Genomic DNA, 20952 nt, shown 5'->3' with positions numbered 1-20952 from the left:
CGTCCTCCTGGAAACGTTCCTGTCGCCAGTGACAGCTCGCCTTCCGAAAGCCGTGCCGACGCTGGCATGGGATCTACACCACAAGTGGTGCCGGTTGCGGGGAGTGTATTGGTAGAGGATCGCGCACGGTCAGGGCGTCCCGTTACGAACACGCTCCGTGCATGTGAGTCTGCTCACGGTTCATGATCTTTTCACACGTCGGCGGTTCCGTCGTACTGGTGTGCGAAGCTGGTTGCCGTGGATGCCGTGGACGCTGTGGCGGGAACCGAACGGGCGCGGCGGTTGCTGCACCGGGTCACCGCAGGGATTCCGGACGCGGCGAACCCGGTGACCCACGTGGCCGAGCTGCCCGCGCGGGAGGCGCGGCACGTCGAGTGGCCGTCCTGGGCGGACGAACGCGTGGTGACGGCGCTGCGGTCGACCGGCGTCGACGAGCCGTGGGAGCACCAGGCCGAAGCGGCCTCACTGGCGTTCGAGGGCAGGCACGTCGTGGTGTCGACGGGCACCGCGTCGGGCAAGTCGCTGTGCTACCAGCTGCCGGTGCTCTCGACGCTCGCCGGGGACGACAAGGCGTGCGCGCTGTACCTGTCGCCGACGAAGGCGCTGGGCGCCGACCAGTTGCGGTCGGTGTCCGCATTGGACGTTCCGGGGGTGCGGGCCGCGTCGTACGACGGGGACACCCCGATGGCGGAGCGCGACTGGGTGCGGGCGCACGCGCGCTGGGTGTTCACGAACCCGGACATGCTGCACCGGGGCGTCCTGGCGGCGCACTCGCGGTGGGCGCGGCTGTTCCGCAAGCTCTCCTACGTCGTGATCGACGAGTGTCACAGCTATCGCGGCGTGTTCGGTTCGCACGTCGCGCTGTTGCTGCGGCGGCTGCAGCGGGTGGCGCGGCACTACGGGTCGTCGCCGGTGTTCATCCTGGCGTCGGCGACCACGGCGGAGCCGGGCGAGTTCGCGCGCCGTCTGGTCGGTGCGGACTGCGCTCCGGTGGTGGAGGACGCTTCGCCGCGCGGGGCGCGGACGGTGGCGCTGTGGGAGCCGCCACTGCTGGAGGACCACCAGGGCGAGAACGGCGCGCCGGTGCGGCGGTCGGCGGGCGCGGAGACGAGCCGGATCCTGGCTGAGCTGGTCATCGAGGGCGCGCGGACGCTGGCGTTCGTCCGGTCGCGCCGGGGTGCGGAGCTGACGGCGCTGGGTGCCCGGCGGTTGTTGTCCGAAGTAGACGGTGAGCTGCCCGGGCAGGTCGCGGCGTACCGGGCGGGGTTCCTGCCCGAGGAGCGGCGGGCGCTGGAGCGGGCGCTGCTGTCGGGTGAGTTGAAGGGCGTGGCGACGACGAACGCGCTCGAACTGGGCGTGGACATCGCGGGGCTGGACGCGGTGGTGCTGGCCGGGTATCCGGGCACGCTGGCGTCGTTCTGGCAGCAGGCGGGCCGGGCGGGGCGCTCGGGTGAAGACGCGCTGGTGGTGTTCGTGGCGCGGGATGATCCGCTGGACACGTTCTTGGTGCACCATCCGGCGGCGGTGTTGGAGCGGCCGGTGGAGTCGGCGGTGCTGGACCCGTCGAACCCGTACGTGCTGGCGCCGCAGCTGGCGTGCGCGGCGGCGGAGTTGCCGTTGACGTCCGGTGAGCTGGAGACGTTCGGTGGCGCGGCGGCGCGTGAGGTGCTCGACCGGCTGGTGGCGGACAGGCTGCTGCGGCGGCGTCCGAGTGGCTGGTACTGGACTTCGCGGGACAGACCGCATTACGAGGTCGACATCCGCGGGTCGGGCGGGGAGCAGATCGCGGTGGTCGAGGCGGACACGTCGCGGCTGCTGGGCACTGTCGACCCGGGTTCGGCGTGCTCGACGGTGCATCCCGGCGCGGTGTACCTGCACCAGGGCTCGTCGTACGTGGTGGACGAGCTGGATCTGGAGTCCGGGATCGCGCTGGTGCACGCGGAGGATCCGGAGTGGAACACGTCGGCGCGGGAGCACGCGGACATCACCGTGCTGTCCACCCAGGAGCGGGTGGATTACGGCGGGGTGAGCGTGTGCCTGGGTGAGGTCGCGGTGACGTCGCAGGTGGTGGGGTATCTGCGTCGCCGTCCGTCGGGTGAGGTGCTGGACCAGGTGCCGTTGGACCTGCCCGCGCAGACCTTGGAAACGCGGGCGGTGTGGTACACGGTTTCGCCCGAGTTGCTGGAGGTCGGCGGGGCGCCGGGGGGCGCCGGTCTGGATCCGGCGCGCATCCCCGGCGCCCTGCACGCCGCCGAGCACGCGGCGATCGGCCTGCTACCGCTGTTCGCAACGTGCGACCGCTGGGACATCGGCGGCGTGTCAACCGCTTGGCACGCGGACACCGGGGAGGCGACGGTGTTCGTGCACGACGGCCATCCCGGAGGCGCGGGATTCGCCGATCGCGGTTTCGCTGCTGTTGTCCCTTGGCTGGCCGCTACGCGGGAGGCCATCATCTCCTGCGAGTGCCCGGCGGGATGCCCGTCCTGTGTGCAGTCACCGAAGTGCGGGAACGGTAACGATCCACTGGACAAGGCGGGGGCGGTGGCCGTGCTGGGAACCGTGCTCGGGGCGGTGAGTCTTCACAGTGCCCAGCACGACCACGGGGTGGTTCAGGCTGCGGCGAACTGACCGGCGCCGACGAGGGCGTCCCGGTCGGAACCCTGCTGGTCGAGGGCGCGGGTGAGCACGGAGTGCACGGCGTCGGCGGTCGGCAGCCGCCAGCTCCACACGTCCGGCTTGACGCGCCAGTGGACGACTCCGTGCGCGAACGGGGTCGGGGGGAGCGGGATCCAGCTGCCCTGGCCGTGCCAGCGGACCGTTCCGGCGGTGGCGAGTTCCTCCGGGATACGGTCGGCGACCGTGGTCAGGAACAGCCAGCGGCCGTCCGGCGTCGCGACGATCGGCGCGGGGTGGCCGGTCGCGCGGAGCAGGCGTGCGGCGCGCTTGCCCAGTTCATCGGGGACCTCGACGGCGTCCAGCACGGTGCCGGTCGCGACCAGGAGGCTGTAGGGCTGGCCGTTCCACCAGGTCGCCACCTCGTTGGGGTGGGCGCCGAGGCGGTCGGCCCAGTCCTGGTGGACGGGCGCCGGGCCGGTCCATGACCCCGCGGTGTCCGTGTGCGCCGGAAAGGTGCCGGGCAGCACCGGCCACCCGTGCCAGGCGAGGCCGATAGCCTCCGCACGCAGTTCGATGCGGAAGGCGCCCCGCCAGCTGTCCGACCAGTCCGTGTCCAACATTTTCGTCCACAACTCCTTGCTGGTTCCACCGTCCCGCGGTGGCTGTCTGTGTCCAATAAACGGCAATTTGCAAAGTGCCGGAAGCCACCGCGCGACAACCGGCCGATCGGGGACGACGAGCGAACCGGCCGTGCTCGGCCCGGCCGAACGTCATTCGCCGACCGTCGCGCGCCGACGAGCAGCACCGGGACCGTGCCGCCGATCGTGATCTCCGGCACAGCTTTTGCCTGCGTGCCAACAGTTTCCCCCCGGCTTCGGCGCTGTTTTCGACCACGCTCGGTGACCGTTCGGCGCGCCGGACCGACCGCCCACCCGCCGATGACGGCCCTACCGTTCGGCGCGGCAGTGACCGCTCGTCGCATCAGGGCCCGGCGCGGGCCCGCCCGTAGGCGCTGCCGACGCCACCGCTCATCGAGACCTCGACGAGGGCGTCCCACCCGTCGAACCGGCAACTCACCATCCGCCCGCCCATCCGGCCGATGACCCACGCCGCCCGCCCACAGGCCACGTCCACCCCGTGCACCGCCTGCCCCGCGGCGGCGAGAGCAGCGAGATCAGCGGCCCCCTCCGCGCGGTGCCGCGTCACCGCCGCTGCTCCGAAGCCCCACAACAGCAGCACCACGGCGGCCAGCGCCGCGATGGCGCCCGCGGCCCACACCGTGGCGGCACCCCGGTCCCGGTCGGCGGGGTCCCGGTCGACCAGGTCCCGATCGGCTGGGGCCCGCCGCCGGGCGCGGTCGATGGGCATCACCGTGTCCACCACAGCCATGGACGGCCTCTCTCCCGGAGGGGCCCCGGCCACGCGCGAAGGCTCGGCCACGCACAGGCACCCGGCCACGCGCGGCGGTCCAGCGCGGCGGCCCGGCCACGCGCGGGGCTGGGCGCTTCGGCCGCCGGTGGTTTCCCACCGGCCTCGGCAGGCACCTCCCCGGCGGGGTGGGTCAGGGGCCGGCATACGGCGCTCCGGGTTCGAGCACGGCGAAGGCGCTGCCGCGCAGGTGCAGGCCGGGCAGGAGCGCACCGGCCGGATCGGCCCGGACTTCGACGGTGATGGCGTCGCCGGTGGTCGTCACCGACAGCCGCGCGGCGGGCGGCGCGATCTCCGCGACGGCCTGTGTCGCCAGTTCGGGTTGGCCACGGGCGATCAGGCGCGCGGCCTCGCGAGCAGCGTCGATGCAGCGGAGTTGTCCGGTGATCGCCGTGAAGCCCGCGAGCACCAAGCCGACGAACACCGTCAGGGCGGACAGCGCTATCGCCGCTTCGACGGTCACGGCGCCCCGGTCCGGGCCCGCACGGGAGTGGGTCACCATCAGAAGCTCGCTGTCAGGGCCTGTTGGACCAGGCCGGTCAGCGCAGCCACCACCGAGTCCCCTGTCACGACCGAGTACAACAACGCGGCGAAGGCCGCGGCGGCGATCGTGCCGATCGCGTACTCGGCGGTGCTCATCCCGTCGTCGGTGGCGACGAGCGGCCGGAACCAGCGGCGCCACCACCGGGCGCGCGATGGTGCGGCGTGACGGCCCGCGGGCTTGGTGCGGAACAACATGGCGTTTTCCCCTTTGTCTACTGTGGATGGATCGTCAGAACACGTCCAGGCGTCCGGCGAGGCCGAGGACGACCGGGACGACTCCCAGGCACACGAACGCCGGAAGGAAACAGAGCCCCAGCGGCCCGGTGATCAGCACTCCCGCTCGCTGGGCCCGCGCCTCGGCCCGGTCGGACATCGCCGCGCGGATCTCGCGCGCCAGGTCGGATGCCGCGTCGGCGAGAGCTGTTCCGCTGCGCGCGGTTCGTCTTGCGGCGCGAGCGAACCCGGCCGTGCCGGGGCATTCCATCGCGGGCGCCCAGCCCTCGTCCGCGTCGGCGCCGAGTTCGAGCAGGCCGGCCGCCGCACGCAGCGCGTCCGCTTCCGGGCCGCTCACACCCTCGGTCACCGCTCTCAGCGCGGCAGGCACCGGCTGCCCGGCTCGCAGGCACGCGGCCAGGAGGTCCCAGGTCGCGGCGAGTTCGAGTGGCTCGGACTTCGCCCGGCGCCGCCGCCGTGGCGCGGGAGCTCTCGGCCGCGGAAACAGGGCGGCCAGGCGTAGTCCCGGAACCGGCCGCCCGGGCAGGGTGAGCAGCGCGGCGGCCACCAGCGCCACGACGACACTCATCACCGCGCACCACCGCTCGTGATGCGGGCGCTCCAGCCCACTCCGGCGATGATCAGGACGGTTCCCAGCAGCAGGAGCAGTTGCCCACCCGGGGTGGCGAACAGGACGTGCACCGGTCGTGCGCCCATCCCCTCGCCCAGCAGCAGCCCGACCACGGGCAACGCGGTGAGCACCATCGCGCTGGACCGGGGCCCGGACATCGCCGCCCCGGCCTGCGTGGCGAACCGGACATGAGCGGTGATGTCGCGGCGGACCGCATCGAGGAGTTCGGCCAGGGGCAGGCCGTGTCGCTGGCTCAGTGCCCAGGCCCGCACCAGCCGTCCCCGCACCTGGCCCAGCGGTTCGGCGGTAGCGACGGAGGCCGGCGCGCCGGCGAGGTCACCGCCGAACCGGACCACCCCGGCCATCACTTCGAGGAGCTCCGCGACCGGCCGCGGCGCGTCTGCCGCGGCGGATTCGGCGGCCAGGTCGGGCGGAGCTCCGGCCCGGAGGTCGACCACCATCGCATGCAGTGCCTCGGCCATCGCGCGTCTCGTCGTGAGGCTCGACGCCGCGCGACGGCGGGCGCGCCAGTGTCGCCACCCCGACCAGCCCAGCAACGCACCCGCCATCGACACCGCGGGCGGTACCAGGAACAACAACGGGACCAGCCCGAGCGCAAGCGCTTTCCTAGGCAACGGGATTCGCGCCGTCACCGGCGGAGCGAGGGCGCGCAACCGCCCGGTCGAACCCCGCGCGGACGGCCAGCACGCGAGGGCCGCGGCCGCACAGGTCACGGTGTGCGTCAGCATGGGCCCCTGCCTCGTCCGATCAGGGCGGAGAACAACACGCGCCGCTTGGTCCACTGACCGTCCTGCCAGACCGGGAGCACCCGGACGTCCCCGTTGTCGCTCCGGCTCAGCACGCCGGCTTCGGACAGCACCCGCAGCCCGGAAGAGGTCCGGCGCATGTGGAGGACGACCTGAACCGCCGCCGCGAGCTGGCTGTGCAGCGCGGAACGGGACAGGCCGCCCAGCGCGGCGAGCGCTTCCAGCCGGGCCGGGACCTCGGCCGTGGAGTTCGCGTGCAGGGTGCCCGCACCGCCGTCGTGACCGGTGTTCAACGCCGCCAGGAGCTCACACACCTCCCGGCCGCGCACCTCGCCGACCACGAGCCGGTCCGGCCGCATCCGCAGCGCCTGGCGGACCAGCTCCCGCAGGCCCACCTCGCCCGCGCCTTCGATGTTCGCGGGCCGGGCGATCAGCCGGACGAACTGCGGATGCGCCGGCTGGAGCTCGGCCGCGTCCTCGACGCACACGATCCGCTCGGACGGCGGAACCGCCCCGAGCATCGCCGCGAGGAGGGTGCTCTTGCCCGCGCCGGTGCCACCGGTGACGAGGAAGGCCAGCCGGGCGGCGACCACGGACTCGACCAGTTCGGCGCCGTCGTCGCCGAACGTCCCGAGTTCGCGGAGCGCGGCCAGGTCGTGCACGGCGGGGCGCAGGACCCGCAACGAGATGCACGTGCCGTCGGCCGCGATCGGTGGCAGCACCGCGTGCAGGCGGACGCGACCGTGCGGCCCGACTCCGGGCAACCAGCCGTCCACGTGCGGCTGCGCGTCGTCGAGCCTCCGCCCGGCAGCCAGCGCCAACCGCTGCGCGAGGCGGCGCACCGAATCCTCGCTCGGCAGCCGGACACCGGTTCGGCGAAGCCCCTCGGAACCGTCGACCCAGACTTCGTCCGGCCCGGTGACCAGCACGTCGGTGACCCCGGGCAACGCGAGCAACGGTTCCAGGGGGCCGGCACCGGCCAGCTCCTGCCGCACGACCCGCAGGGCGTCCAGCACCTCCGCGTGCCCGACGGGACGGCCGGCCTCGGCCCGGACCGCGTCCGCCATCGTCGCCGGATCGGTGCCCGCGCCACTGCCCGCGAGCCGGAGGCGAACCCGTTCGACCAGTTCGAAGTTCACGCCGCCACCACCTGCTTGGCCTGAGCCTCGGCCAGGATCAGCCTCGCGGCGTCGAACAGACCGCCGCGCGGACGGGGCGCGAACCGGCCCGCCTCGATCTCCCGGTCGAGGTGGCGTTCGGCACGCATGGACGTCAGCAGCGGCACGCCCACCGCGCCGGCCGCGACACTCGGCTCGAGGTCGCCGGAGGCGGGGCCGCGCACGACGAGCCGCACCCGGTCGGCCGGGTCGCCCAGCTGGTGCAGGACCCGCTTGGCCGCGAGGCAGGCCCGCATCTCGGCGGGGATCACCACGACCACGAGGTCGGCGCGGGCGACGACGGCCAGACCCGGCCCGTCCAGATGCCGCGGCAGGTCGCACACCACCGTGCGCCCGGCCCTGCGGCCCGCCTCGACCACGGCCGCCACCGACTGCCCGGTCGGCCCATCGCCGTTGCGGTGGCACGACAGGAACGGCAGCCGCAGACCGCGGCACCGGAACTCGGGCAGGGTCTTCAGCAGCGCGGGCATCGACAGCCGTCCGGCGCCGGGCCGGAGTTCCGGCCACCGCAGACCTTCCGCGTGCTCGGCCCCGAGCATCGCGTCCACCCCGCCGGACAGCGGATCGCAGTCCACGAGCAGGCCACCCGGCTCGTGGCGGCACGCGGTCAGTGCCGTGACCGCCGCGAGGCAGGACGCGCCCGCGCCGCCGCGGCCGCCCACCACACCGATGATCTGGCCGCCGGGTGCTCCCGGCCCCTCGACGACGTCGGCCAGCGCGGCGGCCAGTGTGGTCTCGTCCGCGGGCAGCGACACGACGTCCTGGACCCCGGCCCGGAAGGCCCGTTGCCAGGTCTGCGTGTCGGGCGCGCCTCTGGTGACCAGCAGGACGCCGGGGCGGCGCGGCAGCTCGACGTCGCCGTCGACCGCCTGTTCGTCGACCAGCACCAGCGGTGCGTCCGGCCAGCGCGGCCGCGCGGCGAGCAGATCGGGCGCGCGCTGGGTTTCGCAGCCGACGGCCGCGGCGACGCGCAGGATTTCGTCGAGCATGACCTCGTCGTGGGCGACGACGAGCGGACGGATGTGGTTCACGAGTGCCCCCAGGTGGATTCGGTGTCGGACCTGACTCCACCGTCGTGCCGGCGCCGCGCCGTCACAAGAAGCGGCGGGCGCGCCTGTGGACAACCGGGGTCATGTGGACAACTCGTGCCCGCGGCGGCGTTCGGCACCGGAACTGTCGGTGGGCCGTGGCAGGATTCGCGCCCGCGCGTGACCAAAGGGGCGACCCCCGCCAGGGGGGAGGGACGGGGGTCGCCGTGGGTTCAGCCCCGGGGGGTTGGGCTGAACCGCCGGTGGGAACACCGGATGCGGTCCACTGTAACTCCGGCGACGGGCGCCCAACGTGTCTTCCGACACCCACAATTCGGTAACGGCACCAGCAATCGATTTCCCGCCAGGACAACGAATTTCCGACCGGCCGCGACCGTTCGTGGTCGCCTGACGGGCGCACGCCCCGCCTGCTCCTATCCTGAAGCCGTGGAAGAACCTCCCAGCTCGCCGCCGAACGATCTCCCCGCCGCGACCGGAGCCGGTGTCGCGGCCTTCTTCGACCTGGACAAGACGATCATCGCCTCCTCCAGCGCGCTCGCGTTCAGCAAACCGCTGCTGCGGGAGGGGCTGATCAGCAAGCGGGCGGCGCTGAAGAGCGCGTACGCGCAGTTGGTCTTCTCGCTCTCCGGCGCGGACGAGGACCGCACGGAGCGGATGCGGGCCGAGATCTCCGCGCTGTGCACGGGCTGGGACGTCGCGCAGGTACGCGCGATCGTGAACGAGACGCTGCACGACATCGTCGACCCGCTCGTCTACTCGGAGGCGGCCGAGCTGATCACGTGGCACCAGGAGCAGGGCCACGACGTGATCGTGCTGTCCGCCGCGGGCGAGGAGGTGGTCACCCCGATCGCCGCGATGCTCGGCGCGACCGGGAGCGTCGCCACCCGGATGGGTATCGTGGACGGGCGTTATTCGGGGGAAATCGCTTTCTACTGCTACGGGGAACAGAAAGCGGTCGCCGCGAAACAACTGGCCGCGGAAAACGGCTACGACCTCGCGGAGTGTTATGCCTATTCCGATTCCAGCACCGACGTGCCGCTGCTGGAGACCGTCGGCAAGGCGCACGCCGTGAACCCCGACCGCCTGCTGCGCCGGTCCGCCGCCGAGCGCGGCTGGGCCGTTCTGGAGTTCACGAAGCCGGTGTCGCTGCGCACCCGTTTCCCCGCGCCGTCACCTGCCACCCTCGCGGTCGGACTGGGCCTCGGCGCGGTCGCCGCGGCGGGGGCGACCTGGTACGGCCTGGCGCGCAAACGTCGTGGCGGAGCTTGAAATCCTAGTCGCTGACGGTGCTCTCATCACCGGATCGAGCGTCTGTACCGGTGCACCCGTCCGACCCCTTGAAGTGACCGCGGTCACTGGGCTACAAAGTGAGAGCGGACATCTTGCGGCCAAGGACGAGACGAAGATGAGCCTCGTTCCTCCCCGAAGAACTCCGTGCGCGGACTCCGGGCACCCACGCGCAGCGCGCCGCGGGAGGCTTGTCGTCGAGGGACTGCGTACCGGGACGCCGGACGCCGAGACCCCACCAGGTACGACACGAGTTGCAGCTTGGTCACCCGAGCAGTCCGCGCGGGCGGGCGCCGCCAGTGACACCACTGGCGGCGCCCGCGCATTTCTGTGCGCACCTCGGTGTTGGGCCGATCGAGCGACCGGCGCCGAAAGACACTTTCGGGCTCGTCCGAAAGTAAGACAGTCGTTGACCTGCTCCGGAACGACTGAGTAGCTTCCCCCAATGCCGGCTCGATCCGCCGGCGGTCACCACAGGGGAGGTTTGCGATGCGCCGGAGGAGTCATGCGCTTGCCGCGATCGTCGTGGGTGTTCTCGGCGTGAGCTCGCTCAGCGCGGCCTCCGCCGCACCCGCGCGGCAGGAGAGCTGGGCCGAGCAGACGTTGCGGGGCATGTCGCTCGAGGACAAGGTGGGGCAGCTCTTCGTCGCCGACGTCTGGGGCAAGGCGGCCGACCAGCCGGACCCCGGCAACCAGGAGAAGTACGGAGTGGACACACCCGCGCAGGTGGTCGAGCGGTTCCACCCGGGCGGGGTCATCTACTTCAACAACTCCGGCACCGACAACGTCGACGATCCGGCGCAGCTCGCGAACTTCTCGAACGGCCTGCAGCGCGCCGCCCTCGGCACGGGCGCGAAGGTGCCGCTGATCGTCTCGACCGACCAGGAAGGCGGCCGGGTCACGCGCATCGCCGCGCCTGCCACGGAGTACCCGTCGAGCATGGCCGTCGGCGCGGGGCGCAACGCCGAGGACGCGCGGCAGCTCGCCACGGTGAACGGTCACGAGCTGCGGGCGATGGGCATCAACCAGGACTTCGCGCCGGACGCCGACGTCAACTCCAACCCGCTCAACCCGGTGATCGGCTCGCGGTCGTTCTCCGCCGACCCCGCGCTGACGGGGCAGATGGTCGCCGCGGAGGTCGACGGCTACCAGAACTCCGGCCCGCCGACGGAAACCGTCTCCGCCGCCGCCAAGCACTTCCCCGGCCACGGCGACGCCGCCACGGACAGCCACACCGGGCTGCCGGTCATCAACCGCACCGAGGAGGAGTGGCGCAGGATCGACCTGCCGCCGTTCCAGGCCGCGATCGACGCGGGCACCGACGCGATCATGTCGGCGCACATCACGGTTCCGAGCCTGGACCCCTCCGGCGAGCCCGCGACGCTGTCGAAGCCGATCCTGACCGGCATCCTGCGGGACGAGCTGCACTACGACGGCGTGGTCGTGACCGACTCGCTGCAGATGCAGGGCGTCCGCGAGTTGCACACCGACGCCGAGATCCCGGTGCTGGCGCTGGAGGCGGGCGTCGACCAGATGCTGATGCCGCCCGACCTGGAGCTCGCCGTGACCAGCGTGCTCGACGCGGTGCAGAGCGGCCGCATCACCGCGGAGCGGATCGACCAGAGCGTGCTGCGCATCCTCCGGCTGAAGGAGAAGCGCGGCATCGTGGCGAAGCCGATCGTCAGCACCCGCGCGGTGAAGCAGGTGGGCAGCCCGGGCAACCTGGAGAAGATCCAGGCCATCACCGACCGGACGACGACCGTACTGCGCAACGACGCCGGGCTGCTCCCCCTGCGGGAATCCGGGAAGGTACTGGTGACCGGTTGGAACAACCCAGGCTACCCGGGTTACCCGGCGGAACCGGTCCGGACACTGGCCGACCGGCTCGGCGGAACGGCGGTGTCGACGGGGGCGAAACCCGGCGCGGACACCATCGAGGAAGCGGTGACGGCGGCAGGCGAAGCCGACACGATCGTCGTGCTCACCAACGGCCTGCGCACCGACACCGCTCAGGGTGACCTGGTGCGTGAACTGCTCGCGACGGGGAAACCGGTGATCGCCGTGAGCATCCAGGAACCGTACGACGCCGGGTTCGCCGACGTGCCGACCTGGGTGGCGACCTACGACTGGCGGGATGTGACGATGACTTCACTGGCGAAGGTGCTGCGGGGCGAGATCGCTCCGCAGGGCCAGCTGCCGGTCGGCATCCCGGCAGGCGAGGACGCCGGGCAGATCCGCTACCCCTTCGGCACGGGACTGACATGGTGAACCTGAACCGGCGCGGTTTCCTGGTCACGGGAGCCCTCGCGACACCCCTGCTGACCGGCGGGTCCGCCTTGGCGGAGCCGGGCCTCGCGGGCGGCCGCAACTCGTCGGCGCCACGGGTACCGGTCGTCACGGGCGCGGAGGCGCTCGCCGGTCAGGGCTGGCGCACGCTGGCCGGGCGCAAGATCGGCGTGTTGTCGAACCCCACCGGTGTCCTGGCGAGCGGCGAGCACGTGGTGGACTCGATGATCGCCGCGGGTGTCCGGCCCGTCGCCGCCTTCGGGCCCGAGCACGGGTTCCGCGGCAGCGCGCAGGCCGGCGGCTCGGAGGGCGACTACACGGATCCGCGCACCGGCATCCCGGTCTACGACGCCTATGGCTCGGACGCCACGAAGCTCGCGGGCATGTTCACGAAGGCCGGCGTGGACACCGTCGTGTTCGACATCGCCGACGTCGGGGCGCGGTTCTACACCTACATCTGGTCGATGTACACGGCGATGGTCGCGGCGGGCCGCACCGGCGCGGCGTTCGTCGTGCTCGACCGGCCCAACCCGATCGGCGGCAAGGCCTACGGCCCGATGCTGCGGCCGGAGTTCTCCTCCGGTGTCGGATTGAAGCCGATCGTCCAGCAGCACGGCATGACCGTCGGGGAACTGGCCGGGTTCTTCGCCGCGGAACTGCTGCCCGCGGAGGACGTGCACATCGCGGACCTGCAGATCGTGCAGGTCGACGGCTGGCGGCGGGACACCTTCTTCGACGGCACCGGGCTGCACTGGACACCGCCGAGCCCCAACATGCCGACCGCCGACACCGCGCTCGTCTACCCCGGCACCGGGATGTTCGAGGGCACCGTCTTCTCCGAAGGGCGCGGCACGACGCGGCCTTTCGAGATCATCGGCGCTCCCGGGCTCGACTGGCGCTGGCGTGACGAGCTGACCGCACAGGGCCTTGCCGGTGTGCGGTTCCGCGAGACCTACTTCGTGCCGACGTTCGGCAAGTTCGCCGACCAGACCTGCGGCGGCGTGCAGCTGACGGTCACCGACCCGGCCGCGTTCGACGCCATCCGCACCGCGGTGGCGATGCTCGTGACGGCCAAGAAGCTGCACCCGGACCTGTTCGGCTGGCGTGCCGACAACGGCATCGACAAGCTGACCGGCTCGGACCGGCTCCGGACGATGATCGACTCCGGCGCCGGTGTCGACGAGGTCGTCGGGTCCTGGACCGGCGAACTCGACGAGTTCACCGCCCGCCGCCGTCCCTACCTGCTCTACTGGTGATGCCGGTATGCGCATCGGCAAACTCCTGCTCGCGGCGGCGCTGACCGCCGCTGCCCTGACCGTTCCCGGAGCGAGTGCCACGACGACGTTCACGGGGCGCTTCGAGCGCCCGCAGTACGAGTTCGCACCGCCCGAGACGGTGCTGCGGCCCGGCGCGCCCGCGGACGTCGGTCTCGACCCGGCGCCGCTGCGGTCCGCCGATCAGTTCCTGACGAACTGGGCGAAACCCGATCCGACGACGGGGCATCCGCGCTTCTCGGGTGCGGTCGGCGTTCTGGGTCACGACGGCGTGCTCGTCGACGAGTTCACCACCGGCGGTGCGCTCCGGTACGCCGACGCGGCGGGTACCGAGCTGCCCGCGGCGCAGCAGATCCCGATGCGGGCCGACACGATCTTCGACATGGCCTCGATCACCAAGCTGTTCACTTCCATCGCGGTGATGCAGCTCGTCGAGCAGGACAAGGTCACGCTGGACCAGCCGGTCGCCGCGTACCTGCCGGAGTTCGCGGCGAACGGCAAGCAGGCCGTCACCGTGCGGCAGCTCCTCACCCACACCTCGGGGCTCGCCGCCGATCCACAGCCCTCGCTCTGGGAGGGCTATCCGGACATCCCGTCGCGGCGCCAGGCCGTACTGGACAGTTCGCTGAAGAACCCGCCCGGTTCGACGTACCTGTACTCCGACATCAACCTGATGACGCTCGGCTTCCTCGTCGAACGCATCACCGGGCAGCCGCTCGACGTCGTGGTGCGAGAGCGGATCACGCAGCCACTCGGAATGGCCGACACGGGGTTCAACCCGCCCGCGGAAAAGCTCGGCCGGATCGCGGCGACCGAGTTCGAGGCGGATCCGCCACGGGGCATGGTCCGGGGCCAGGTCCACGACGAGAACGCTTGGTCCCTCGGCGGCGTGTCCGGGCACGCGGGCCTCTTCTCGACGGCGCCGGATATGGCGGTGCTCGCGCAGACCGTCCTGAACGGGGGTGTCTACCGCGGTGCCCGCATCCTGCGCGCGGAAACCGTCCGGGACATGCTCACCGACTACAACCAGGCATTCCCCGGCGACGCGCACGGTCTCGGTTTCGAACTGGACCAGCGGTTCTACATGGGCGAGTTGTCGGCGCCGACAACCGCGGGCCACACCGGCTTCACGGGAACCTCACTCGTCATCGATCCGGTCTCCCGGTCGTTCGCGATCCTGCTGACCAACCGGGTGCACCCGACGCGTGACTGGGGTTCGATCAATCCGGCCAGGGAACAGTGGGCGAGCGCACTCGCCCAGCCGAAGTAGTTGTGGGCAAAATTGCCCCGGCCGTCCAGGTGATCTTCCACTGACGGGATCCGCCGCACCGCTCCGTGCGACGCGGCGCGGACATCTCCGCTGTGTGCGAGTTACCAGCACGAACGGCATTCCGCGTGATTCCGATGACGCGACTCGTCACGGTGTGCGACAACCCGGCTGCTCCATCGGTACTGAAAGTCAGCGGGAAAGCGACTTAGGATCGCGAGTGGGTGCGCCCCTACCACTGGGGCGCGGGGTGGGCCACCAACGATCGTCGGCTGTTTCGGGAACCACACTAAGTTGCCAAGTCGTTAACTCGATGACGTTAACAACTCGGACGTGGTTGGCGACTTTCCGGGCAACTGAGTAGCGCAGCTCGGACGTGCAGGGCGCCGGAGTTGCGATCATCCCTAAGGATGTGGGTAACCTTGTCTCAAATGCCTACGGTTAGTAACTTTCCCACGGAATCGGATGTCGATTCCGTAACCACGCAGGCACCGAGCGGGATCGGATCGGTTGCGCGGGAGTCCGAAGCCAGCCCGCTGGTCCGGATCCGCTCGCTGCTCCCCGGCCTCGCCCGGGCGGAACAGCGCGTAGCCAAGGTCGTCCTGGATGACCCGTCCGCAGTAGCGCGCCGCAGCATCACCGAGGTCGCTCTCGCCGCGAACACCAGCGAGACCACCGTGACCCGTTTCTGCAAGGCCGTCGGCGTCGGCGGGTACCCGCAGCTGCGGATCGCGCTCGCGGCCGACACCGCCCGCTCGGAGGCGCGGTCCACCCGCAACCTCGGCGGCGAGATCGGCATCGACGACGACCTCGCCGCGGTGGTCGGGAAGGTCAGCTTCGCCGACGCGCGCGCCGTCGAGGAGACCGCCGACCAGCTCGACGTCGCCACCCTCCAGCGGATCATCGACCTGCTCGCCGAGGCGGGCCGCATCGACGTCTACGGTGTCGGGGCCAGCGCCTTCGTGGCCGCCGACCTGCAGCAGAAGCTGCACCGCATCGGGCGGGTGTCGTTCTCGTGGTCGGACACCCACATCATGCTGACCTCGGCCGCGGTGCTCGGCACCGGCGACGTGGCGATCGGCATCTCGCACACCGGCGCGACCACCGACACCGTCGAAGCACTTCGCGTCGCCCGCGAACACGGCGCCACGACGGTCGCATTGACCAACTTCCCGCGCTCGCCGATCACCGAGGTCGCCGATCTCGTCCTGACCACGGCCGCCCGCGAGACGACGTTCCGCTCGGGCGCGACCGCGAGCCGGATCGCCCAGCTCACGGTCATCGACTGCCTGTTCATCGGGGTCGCGCAGCGGCACATGGACAGCGCTTCGGCGGCGCTGGAGGCCACCAGGGACGCCGTCGGCGGACATCGGCTCGGCGTGCGGCCGGACGGCCGGAGGCGTCCGCGAGAGACCGGCAAGTGAGCACGAAGGAAACGGTGAGACGCATGATGACGGTGCCGAGTCCGGTGGTCCAGGTGGATTCCCCGACCGAGCAGCGCAACCCCAGCACCACCGACATCGACCGGATGTCGACGCTCGGCATCCTGACCACGATCAACGACGAGGACCGCCGGGTCCCCGACGCGGTCGCGAAGGTCCTGCCCGACCTGGCGGACGCGGTCGATCACGCGGTGGAGGCGCTGCGCACCGGTCACCGCGTGCACTACGTCGGTGCCGGCACGTCGGGCCGCCTGGCCACGTTGGACGCGGCCGAGCTCGTGCCGACGTTCAACGTGCCGTCCGACTGGTTCGTCGCCCACCACGCGGGCGGCACGCGGGCGCTGCGCGAAGCGGTCGAGAACGCCGAAGACGACGCGGCGGCCGGTGCCGCGGAGATGGCGACCTCGGTGCGGGCAGGCGATTTCGTGCTGGGCCTGACCGCGTCCGGCCGCACCCCGTTCGTCATCGGTGCGCTGCAGGCGGCGAGCCGTCTCGGCGCGTCCACCGGTCTGGTGTCGGGCAACGCGCGGTCGGTGCGCCCGTCGGGGGTGGACGTGTTCATCGCGGTGGACACCGGCCCGGAGGTGATCGCGGGCTCGACGCGGATGAAGGCGGGCTCGGCGCAGAAGATCCTGCTGACCGCGTTCTCCACGGCCACCATGGTCAAGCTGGGCCGGACCTACTCGAACCTGATGGTCAGCCTGCGGGCCACCAACGCGAAGCTCCGCGGCCGGACGCTGCGGATCCTGAGCGAGGCGACGGGCGCGGACGAGCAGGAGGCCGCGGAGGCCCTGTCCGAAGCGGGCGGCGATCTCAAGGTGGCGCTGGTGCACCTGCTGTGCGGCGTGGACGCCCGGACGGCGGCCGACATGCTGGCCGCGAGCGGCGGTCACGTGCGCGAGGCGCTCCTCGCCTGCGCGACCCTCTGATCGCGCGTCCGCCGAAGGTGCGCCGGGCATGACGCACCTTCGGCGGGGCCGTGCGTGGTCAGCCCGCGGCGTCGGCGATGCTCCGGGCTTCCCGTGCGCCTGTTTCCATCGCTTCGCAGCAGAACAGCAGCCACTCGCGCACGCCGTCGGGTGTTCCGGTGGCGAACGCACCGGCGGTGTCGCGGTAGCGCTCCGCCCGGCGGAAGTACGCCACCTCGGGCACGGTGAGCCCCTTCGGGTCCACGCCGGTGGCCGTCATGGTCAGGCGCGCGGCGGCACGAGCGAGGACGCCGTCGGCGGTGCCGAACGGCTTCAGCGTCAGCAGTTCACCGTGCACGATCGCGGTCAGGACCGGTCCCGGTGCCGAGGTCGCGCCCGTGACCAGCTGGGTCAGCAGGTCCAGTCGCGCGCCGGCGGCCGGACCGGGACGGCCGAGCGAGTTCCGGTCGTCGACGAGGTCCGCGGCCGCGAGGACGTGCATCCGCGCGAGCGCCTGCCGTGGCGCGCGGCGCCACGTCGGCAGCAACGACTCGCCCGCCTCCGCGACCCGCAGTGACCCGGCCAGCACCGGATCCTTGACCGCCGCGTCGGCGGGGATTTCCGGATCCGCGCCGTCCAGGGCAGCGGAGGCGCGGGCGGCTCGCACGGACGCTTCCGCCGCGGTGGCCGAGCCGCCACGCAGGTTCGCGGGCAGCCGGTGCACCGCGAACACCGCGTCCTGCGCCTTCTTCGCCGCCTCGGCGACCCCGTCCAGTTCGAGCAGTGGCGCCAACGGGTCACTCACGCGTCCAGCACCTGCCCCTCGTGCCGGACCACCGGGCGTTCCCGGGACCAGGCGAAGTTGATCCACCGGTCCGTGCGCCGCCACACGTACTCGCACTTGACCTCTGACCAGGGCTTTTCGTAGACGACCGCGCAGCGCACGTCGGCGACGTGGCCGGCGCAGAAGTCCCGCACCAACTTGAGCGTTCCGCCCGTGTCGGCGACGTCGTCGGCCACCAGGACCTTCGCGCCGGTCAGATCGACGGCGTTGGGCACCGGCGGCAGCATCACCGGCATCTCCAGGCGCTCGCCGACCCCGGTGTAGAACTCGACGTTCATGACGTGCAGGTTCTTGACGTCGAGCGCGTAACCGAGCGCACCGGCGACGAACAGGCCGCCGCGGGCGATGGACAGGATGACGTCCGGCTCGTACCCGTCGTCCGCTATCCGCTGCGCGAGTTCCCGGCTGGCCGAACCGAACAACTCCCAGGTGAGCTCTTCCCGCTCAGCCACACCGACCTCCTTCGACACCTACCGCGAGCATATGAGGTGCGATCAGCGCCGTAGCGTCTCGGGCATGACCTGGCACGACCGGCCCGCGTTGCGGGGCAAGCACGTCCACCTCGAACCACTCGCGGCAGAGCACGCGGAGGGCCTGCACGAAGCCGGCCGCGATCCCGAGGTCTGGCGCTGGCTCAGCCTGCAACGACCGGACACGCTCGACGACACCCGCGCCATGATCGACGACATCCTGGCCGAGCACGACCGCGTGGCGTGGGCCCAGATCGACGCGGCGACCGGCCGGGTCGCGGGCACCACCTCCTACTACGAGATCGTCCCGCGCCACCGGATCATCGCCATCGGCTACACCTGGATCGGCAGCCCGTGGCAGCGCACGCCGCTCAACACCGAATCCAAGCTCCTGCTGCTGGAACGCGCGTTCGATGTACTCGGCGCGCACCGCGTCACCTGGCACACCGACCATCGCAACGAGAAGTCACAGCGCGCGATCGAACGGCTCGGCGCCACGCGCGAGGGGGTTCTGCGCTCCCACCGCATTCGCCCCGACGGCAGCATCCGGGACACCGTCGTCTACTCGCTGTTGGCCGACGAGTGGCCCACGACACAGCGCCGACTCGCCGAACGCGTGCGGTAGCGGGGCCAGAACATGCCGTGAGGGGCTGCGCTCTTTCGTCACGGGGGCTAACGTCGCTACCGTGCATCCGGCGTCAGCCAGAGATGAGTGGATTCAGGAGGCCGTGCACCATGACAGAGCAGTCCCCCGCGCTGGACAACCTGCTCACCGAGAACCGGACGTTCCCGCCGAGCGACGAGTTCGCGGCGCAGGCCAACGCGAAGGCCGATTGGTACGCCAAGGCGGACGCCGACCGCGAAGCGTTCTGGGCCGAGCAGGCCGAGCGGTTGCACTGGGACACCAAGTGGTCGCAGGTTCTGGACTGGTCCGGCGCGCCCGTCGCGAAGTGGTTCGTCGGTGGCAAGCTCAACGTCGCCTACAACTGCGTGGACCGGCACGTCGAGTCCGGGCACGGTGACCAGGTCGCGATCCACTGGGTCGGCGAGCCCGGCGACACCCGTGACATCACCTACGCCCAGCTCAAGGACGAGGTGTCGAAGGCCGCCAACGCGCTGATCTCACTCGGTGTCACCTCGGGCGACCGGATCGCGATCCAGCTGCCGATGATCCCCGAGGCGATCGTGGCGATGCTGGCGTGCGCGCGGCTGGGCGCGATGCACTCCGTCGTCTTCGGCGGTTTCTCCCCGGCGGCGCTGCGGTCGCGGGTGGACGACGCCGAGGCCAAGGTCGTGATCACCTCCGACGGGCAGTACCGCCGTGGCAAGGCCGCGCCGATGAAGACCAACGTCGACGAGGCCCTCGACGGCGCCGCGAGCGTCGAGAAGGTCATCGTCGTGCGCCGCACCGGCGACGACGTGCCGATGGGCGAGCGCGACGTGTGGTGGCACGAACTGGTCGACGGCGCCTCCGCCGAGCACACCCCCGAGGCGTTCGACTCCGAGCACCCGCTGTTCATCCTCTACACCAGCGGCACCACCGGGAGGCCGAAGGGCATCCTGCACACCTCGGGCGGCTACCTGACCCAGACCTCCTACACCCACCACACGGTGTTCGACCACAAGCCGGGTGAGGACGTCTACTGGTGCACCGCCGATATCGGCTGGGTGACCGGGCACTCCTACATCGTGTACGGACCGCTGTCCAACCGCGCCACCCAGGTGGTTTACGAGGGCACGCCGAACACCCCGCACGAGGGACGGCACTGGGAGATCATCCAGAACCACAAGGTGTCCATCTACTACACCGCCCCCACGCTGATCCGCACGTTCATGAAGTGGGGCGAGGACATTCCGGCCAAGTACGACCTGTCGAGCCTGCGTGTGCTGGGCAGCGTCGGTGAGCCGATCAACCCCGAGGCATGGGTCTGGTACCGCGAGCACATCGGCGCGGGCAGGACCCCGGTCGTGGACACGTGGTGGCAGACCGAGACCGGCTCGATCATGATCTCGCCGCTGCCCGGTGTCACCTCGACCAAGCCGGGGTCGGCGCAGCGTCCGCTGCCCGGCATCTCGGCGAAGGTCGTCGACGACACCGCGACCGAGGTCGGCAAGGGCGGCGGCGGTTACCTCGTGCTGGACAAGCCGTGGCCGTCGATGCTGCGTGGCATCTGGGGCGACGACGAGCGCTTCCGCGAAACCTACTGGTCCCGTTTCAGCGACCAGGGGTACTACTTCGCGGGCGACGGCGCGAAGTACGACAACGACGGCGACATCTGGCTGCTGGGCCGCGTCGACGACGTCATGAACGTCTCCGGCCACCGGATCTCCACCACGGAGGTGGAAAGCGCTCTCGTGTCGCACCCGACCGTGGCCGAGGCCGCGGTGGTCGGCGCGTCCGATCCGACCACCGGGCAGGGCATCGTCGCGTTCGTGATCCTGCGCGGCTCCGCGGCCGAGGGTGGGGACGAGGCGGTGCAGGAGCTGCGCAACCACGTCGCCAAGGAGATCGGTCCGATCGCCAAGCCGCGGCAGATCATGGTCGTGCCCGAGCTGCCGAAGACCCGATCCGGCAAGATCATGCGCCGTCTGCTGCGTGACGTGGCCGAGAACCGTCAGATCGGTGACGTCACCACGCTGGCCGACTCCAGTGTCATGGAGCTGATCTCCAGCGGCCTGCAGTCCGGTAAGGAGGACTGACACCCCGGGCACGAACGAGGGGCCTGCACCGCGATCGGTGCAGGCCCCT

General features: G+C 71.4%; 18 protein-coding genes and 1 pseudogene. 9 read left to right on the top strand and 10 right to left on the bottom strand.

The genetic code is table 11. The annotated features are described in order from the left end of the window. Positions 1-246: 246 nt before the first annotated feature. Positions 247-2628 carry a DNA 3'-5' helicase SftH gene (locus tag HNR02_RS11685; protein WP_179775859.1) on the top strand — a complete coding sequence of 794 codons (2382 nt, stop codon included), beginning with the start codon at positions 247-249 and terminating at the stop codon, positions 2626-2628. On the opposite strand, the gene HNR02_RS11680 is transcribed toward HNR02_RS11685, so the two are convergent. From HNR02_RS11680 to ssd, 8 genes are all read right to left on the bottom strand, one after another. Further along, on the bottom strand, positions 2610-3236 hold the full coding sequence (locus tag HNR02_RS11680) for a bifunctional DNA primase/polymerase (protein ID WP_179773210.1): 627 nt from the start codon (positions 3234-3236) through the stop codon (positions 2610-2612). The two genes, HNR02_RS11685 and HNR02_RS11680, sit on opposite strands and share 19 nt — an antisense overlap. Before the next feature lie 361 nt (positions 3237-3597). Further along, the gene (locus tag HNR02_RS11675; RefSeq protein ID WP_179773208.1) at positions 3598-4005 is read right to left on the bottom strand and encodes an Rv3654c family TadE-like protein; all 408 of its coding nucleotides are present in this window, start codon (positions 4003-4005) and stop codon (positions 3598-3600) included. A 172-nt stretch (positions 4006-4177) separates the two neighbouring features. Then, positions 4178-4546: a TadE family type IV pilus minor pilin gene (locus tag HNR02_RS11670; protein ID WP_179773206.1), complete on the bottom strand. Its 369-nt coding sequence runs from the start codon at positions 4544-4546 to the stop codon at positions 4178-4180. After that, on the bottom strand, positions 4546-4782 hold the full coding sequence (locus tag HNR02_RS11665) for a DUF4244 domain-containing protein (protein WP_179773205.1): 237 nt from the start codon (positions 4780-4782) through the stop codon (positions 4546-4548). The genes HNR02_RS11670 and HNR02_RS11665 overlap by 1 nt, the downstream gene beginning before the upstream one ends. A gap of 34 nt (positions 4783-4816) precedes the next feature. Beyond that, entirely contained in the window at positions 4817-5389 is a 573-nt protein-coding gene (locus HNR02_RS11660) for a type II secretion system F family protein (protein WP_179773203.1), read from the bottom strand. Then, positions 5389-6180 (bottom strand): type II secretion system F family protein, encoded by a 792-nt coding sequence (locus tag HNR02_RS11655; protein ID WP_179773201.1) that lies wholly within the window; start codon positions 6178-6180, stop codon positions 5389-5391. Before HNR02_RS11655 ends, HNR02_RS11660 begins: the two co-directional genes overlap by 1 nt. Beyond that, on the bottom strand, positions 6174-7337 hold the full coding sequence (locus tag HNR02_RS11650; protein WP_179773199.1) for a TadA family conjugal transfer-associated ATPase: 1164 nt from the start codon (positions 7335-7337) through the stop codon (positions 6174-6176). The genes HNR02_RS11655 and HNR02_RS11650 overlap by 7 nt, the downstream gene beginning before the upstream one ends. After that, positions 7334-8407, bottom strand: coding sequence for a septum site-determining protein Ssd (gene ssd, locus HNR02_RS11645; protein WP_179773197.1), 1074 nt, complete (start codon positions 8405-8407; stop codon positions 7334-7336). The genes HNR02_RS11650 and ssd overlap by 4 nt, the downstream gene beginning before the upstream one ends. A gap of 444 nt (positions 8408-8851) precedes the next feature. On the opposite strand from ssd, the gene HNR02_RS11640 reads away from it, so the two are divergent. The 6 genes and pseudogenes from HNR02_RS11640 to HNR02_RS11615 all read left to right on the top strand — a co-directional run bounded on the left by HNR02_RS11640 (position 8852) and on the right by HNR02_RS11615 (position 16910). Continuing rightward, the gene (locus tag HNR02_RS11640; RefSeq protein ID WP_179773195.1) at positions 8852-9694 is read left to right on the top strand and encodes an HAD family hydrolase; all 843 of its coding nucleotides are present in this window, start codon (positions 8852-8854) and stop codon (positions 9692-9694) included. 507 nt (positions 9695-10201) lie between these two features. Next, positions 10202-11980, top strand: a complete 1779-nt coding sequence (locus HNR02_RS11635) for a glycoside hydrolase family 3 protein (RefSeq protein WP_179773193.1) — start codon at positions 10202-10204, stop codon at positions 11978-11980. After that, complete coding sequence (locus HNR02_RS11630) at positions 11977-13254, top strand: exo-beta-N-acetylmuramidase NamZ family protein (protein WP_179775858.1); 1278 nt, start codon at positions 11977-11979, stop codon at positions 13252-13254. Before HNR02_RS11635 ends, HNR02_RS11630 begins: the two co-directional genes overlap by 4 nt. Positions 13255-13261: 7 nt before the next feature. Continuing rightward, positions 13262-14533 (top strand): annotated as a pseudogene (locus HNR02_RS11625) (serine hydrolase domain-containing protein); the annotation flags it as partial. 437 nt (positions 14534-14970) lie between these two features. Continuing rightward, positions 14971-15963, top strand: coding sequence for a MurR/RpiR family transcriptional regulator (locus tag HNR02_RS11620; protein WP_179773190.1), 993 nt, complete (start codon positions 14971-14973; stop codon positions 15961-15963). Between the two features lie 23 nt (positions 15964-15986). Continuing rightward, a complete protein-coding gene (locus HNR02_RS11615; protein ID WP_179773189.1) occupies positions 15987-16910 on the top strand; it encodes an N-acetylmuramic acid 6-phosphate etherase in 924 nt (307 codons plus the stop codon). Positions 16911-16968: 58 nt separating this feature from the next. Here the strand turns inward: HNR02_RS11615 and HNR02_RS11610 are convergent, their stop codons facing one another. Then, complete coding sequence (locus tag HNR02_RS11610) at positions 16969-17694, bottom strand: Fic family protein (RefSeq protein WP_179773187.1); 726 nt, start codon at positions 17692-17694, stop codon at positions 16969-16971. Further along, positions 17691-18185 (bottom strand): phosphoribosyltransferase, encoded by a 495-nt coding sequence (locus tag HNR02_RS11605; RefSeq protein WP_179773185.1) that lies wholly within the window; start codon positions 18183-18185, stop codon positions 17691-17693. The genes HNR02_RS11610 and HNR02_RS11605 overlap by 4 nt, the downstream gene beginning before the upstream one ends. A 64-nt stretch (positions 18186-18249) precedes the next feature. Between HNR02_RS11605 and HNR02_RS11600 the strand changes: the two genes are divergently transcribed. Both HNR02_RS11600 and acs read left to right on the top strand, forming a co-directional pair. Next, positions 18250-18828 carry a GNAT family N-acetyltransferase gene (locus HNR02_RS11600; RefSeq protein WP_179773184.1) on the top strand — a complete coding sequence of 193 codons (579 nt, stop codon included), beginning with the start codon at positions 18250-18252 and terminating at the stop codon, positions 18826-18828. A 110-nt stretch (positions 18829-18938) separates the two neighbouring features. After that, a complete protein-coding gene (gene acs, locus HNR02_RS11595; RefSeq protein WP_179773182.1) occupies positions 18939-20903 on the top strand; it encodes an acetate--CoA ligase in 1965 nt (654 codons plus the stop codon). The last annotated feature ends 49 nt before the right edge of the window (positions 20904-20952 follow it).

The sequence above is a fragment of the Amycolatopsis endophytica genome (genome assembly GCF_013410405.1).
Lineage (GTDB): Bacteria > Actinomycetota > Actinomycetes > Mycobacteriales > Pseudonocardiaceae > Amycolatopsis_E > Amycolatopsis_E endophytica.
This window is presented reverse-complemented; position numbering and strand designations above follow the sequence as displayed.

What these genes read in the sequence shown, in the direction of transcription:
- HNR02_RS11680 (WP_179773210.1), bottom strand. Translation starts at nt 3,236, where the DNA reads ATGTTGGACACGGACTGGTCGGACAGCTGGCGGGGCGCCTTCCGCATC.
- HNR02_RS11675 (WP_179773208.1), bottom strand. Translation starts at nt 4,005, where the DNA reads ATGGCTGTGGTGGACACGGTGATGCCCATCGACCGCGCCCGGCGGCGG.
- HNR02_RS11670 (WP_179773206.1), bottom strand. Translation starts at nt 4,546, where the DNA reads ATGGTGACCCACTCCCGTGCGGGCCCGGACCGGGGCGCCGTGACCGTC.
- HNR02_RS11665 (WP_179773205.1), bottom strand. Translation starts at nt 4,782, where the DNA reads ATGTTGTTCCGCACCAAGCCCGCGGGCCGTCACGCCGCACCATCGCGC.
- HNR02_RS11660 (WP_179773203.1), bottom strand. Translation starts at nt 5,389, where the DNA reads ATGAGTGTCGTCGTGGCGCTGGTGGCCGCCGCGCTGCTCACCCTGCCC.
- HNR02_RS11655 (WP_179773201.1), bottom strand. Translation starts at nt 6,180, where the DNA reads ATGCTGACGCACACCGTGACCTGTGCGGCCGCGGCCCTCGCGTGCTGG.
- HNR02_RS11635 (WP_179773193.1), top strand. Translation starts at nt 10,202, where the DNA reads ATGCGCCGGAGGAGTCATGCGCTTGCCGCGATCGTCGTGGGTGTTCTC.
- HNR02_RS11620 (WP_179773190.1), top strand. Translation starts at nt 14,971, where the DNA reads ATGCCTACGGTTAGTAACTTTCCCACGGAATCGGATGTCGATTCCGTA.
- HNR02_RS11615 (WP_179773189.1), top strand. Translation starts at nt 15,987, where the DNA reads ATGATGACGGTGCCGAGTCCGGTGGTCCAGGTGGATTCCCCGACCGAG.
- HNR02_RS11600 (WP_179773184.1), top strand. Translation starts at nt 18,250, where the DNA reads ATGACCTGGCACGACCGGCCCGCGTTGCGGGGCAAGCACGTCCACCTC.
- acs (WP_179773182.1), top strand. Translation starts at nt 18,939, where the DNA reads ATGACAGAGCAGTCCCCCGCGCTGGACAACCTGCTCACCGAGAACCGG.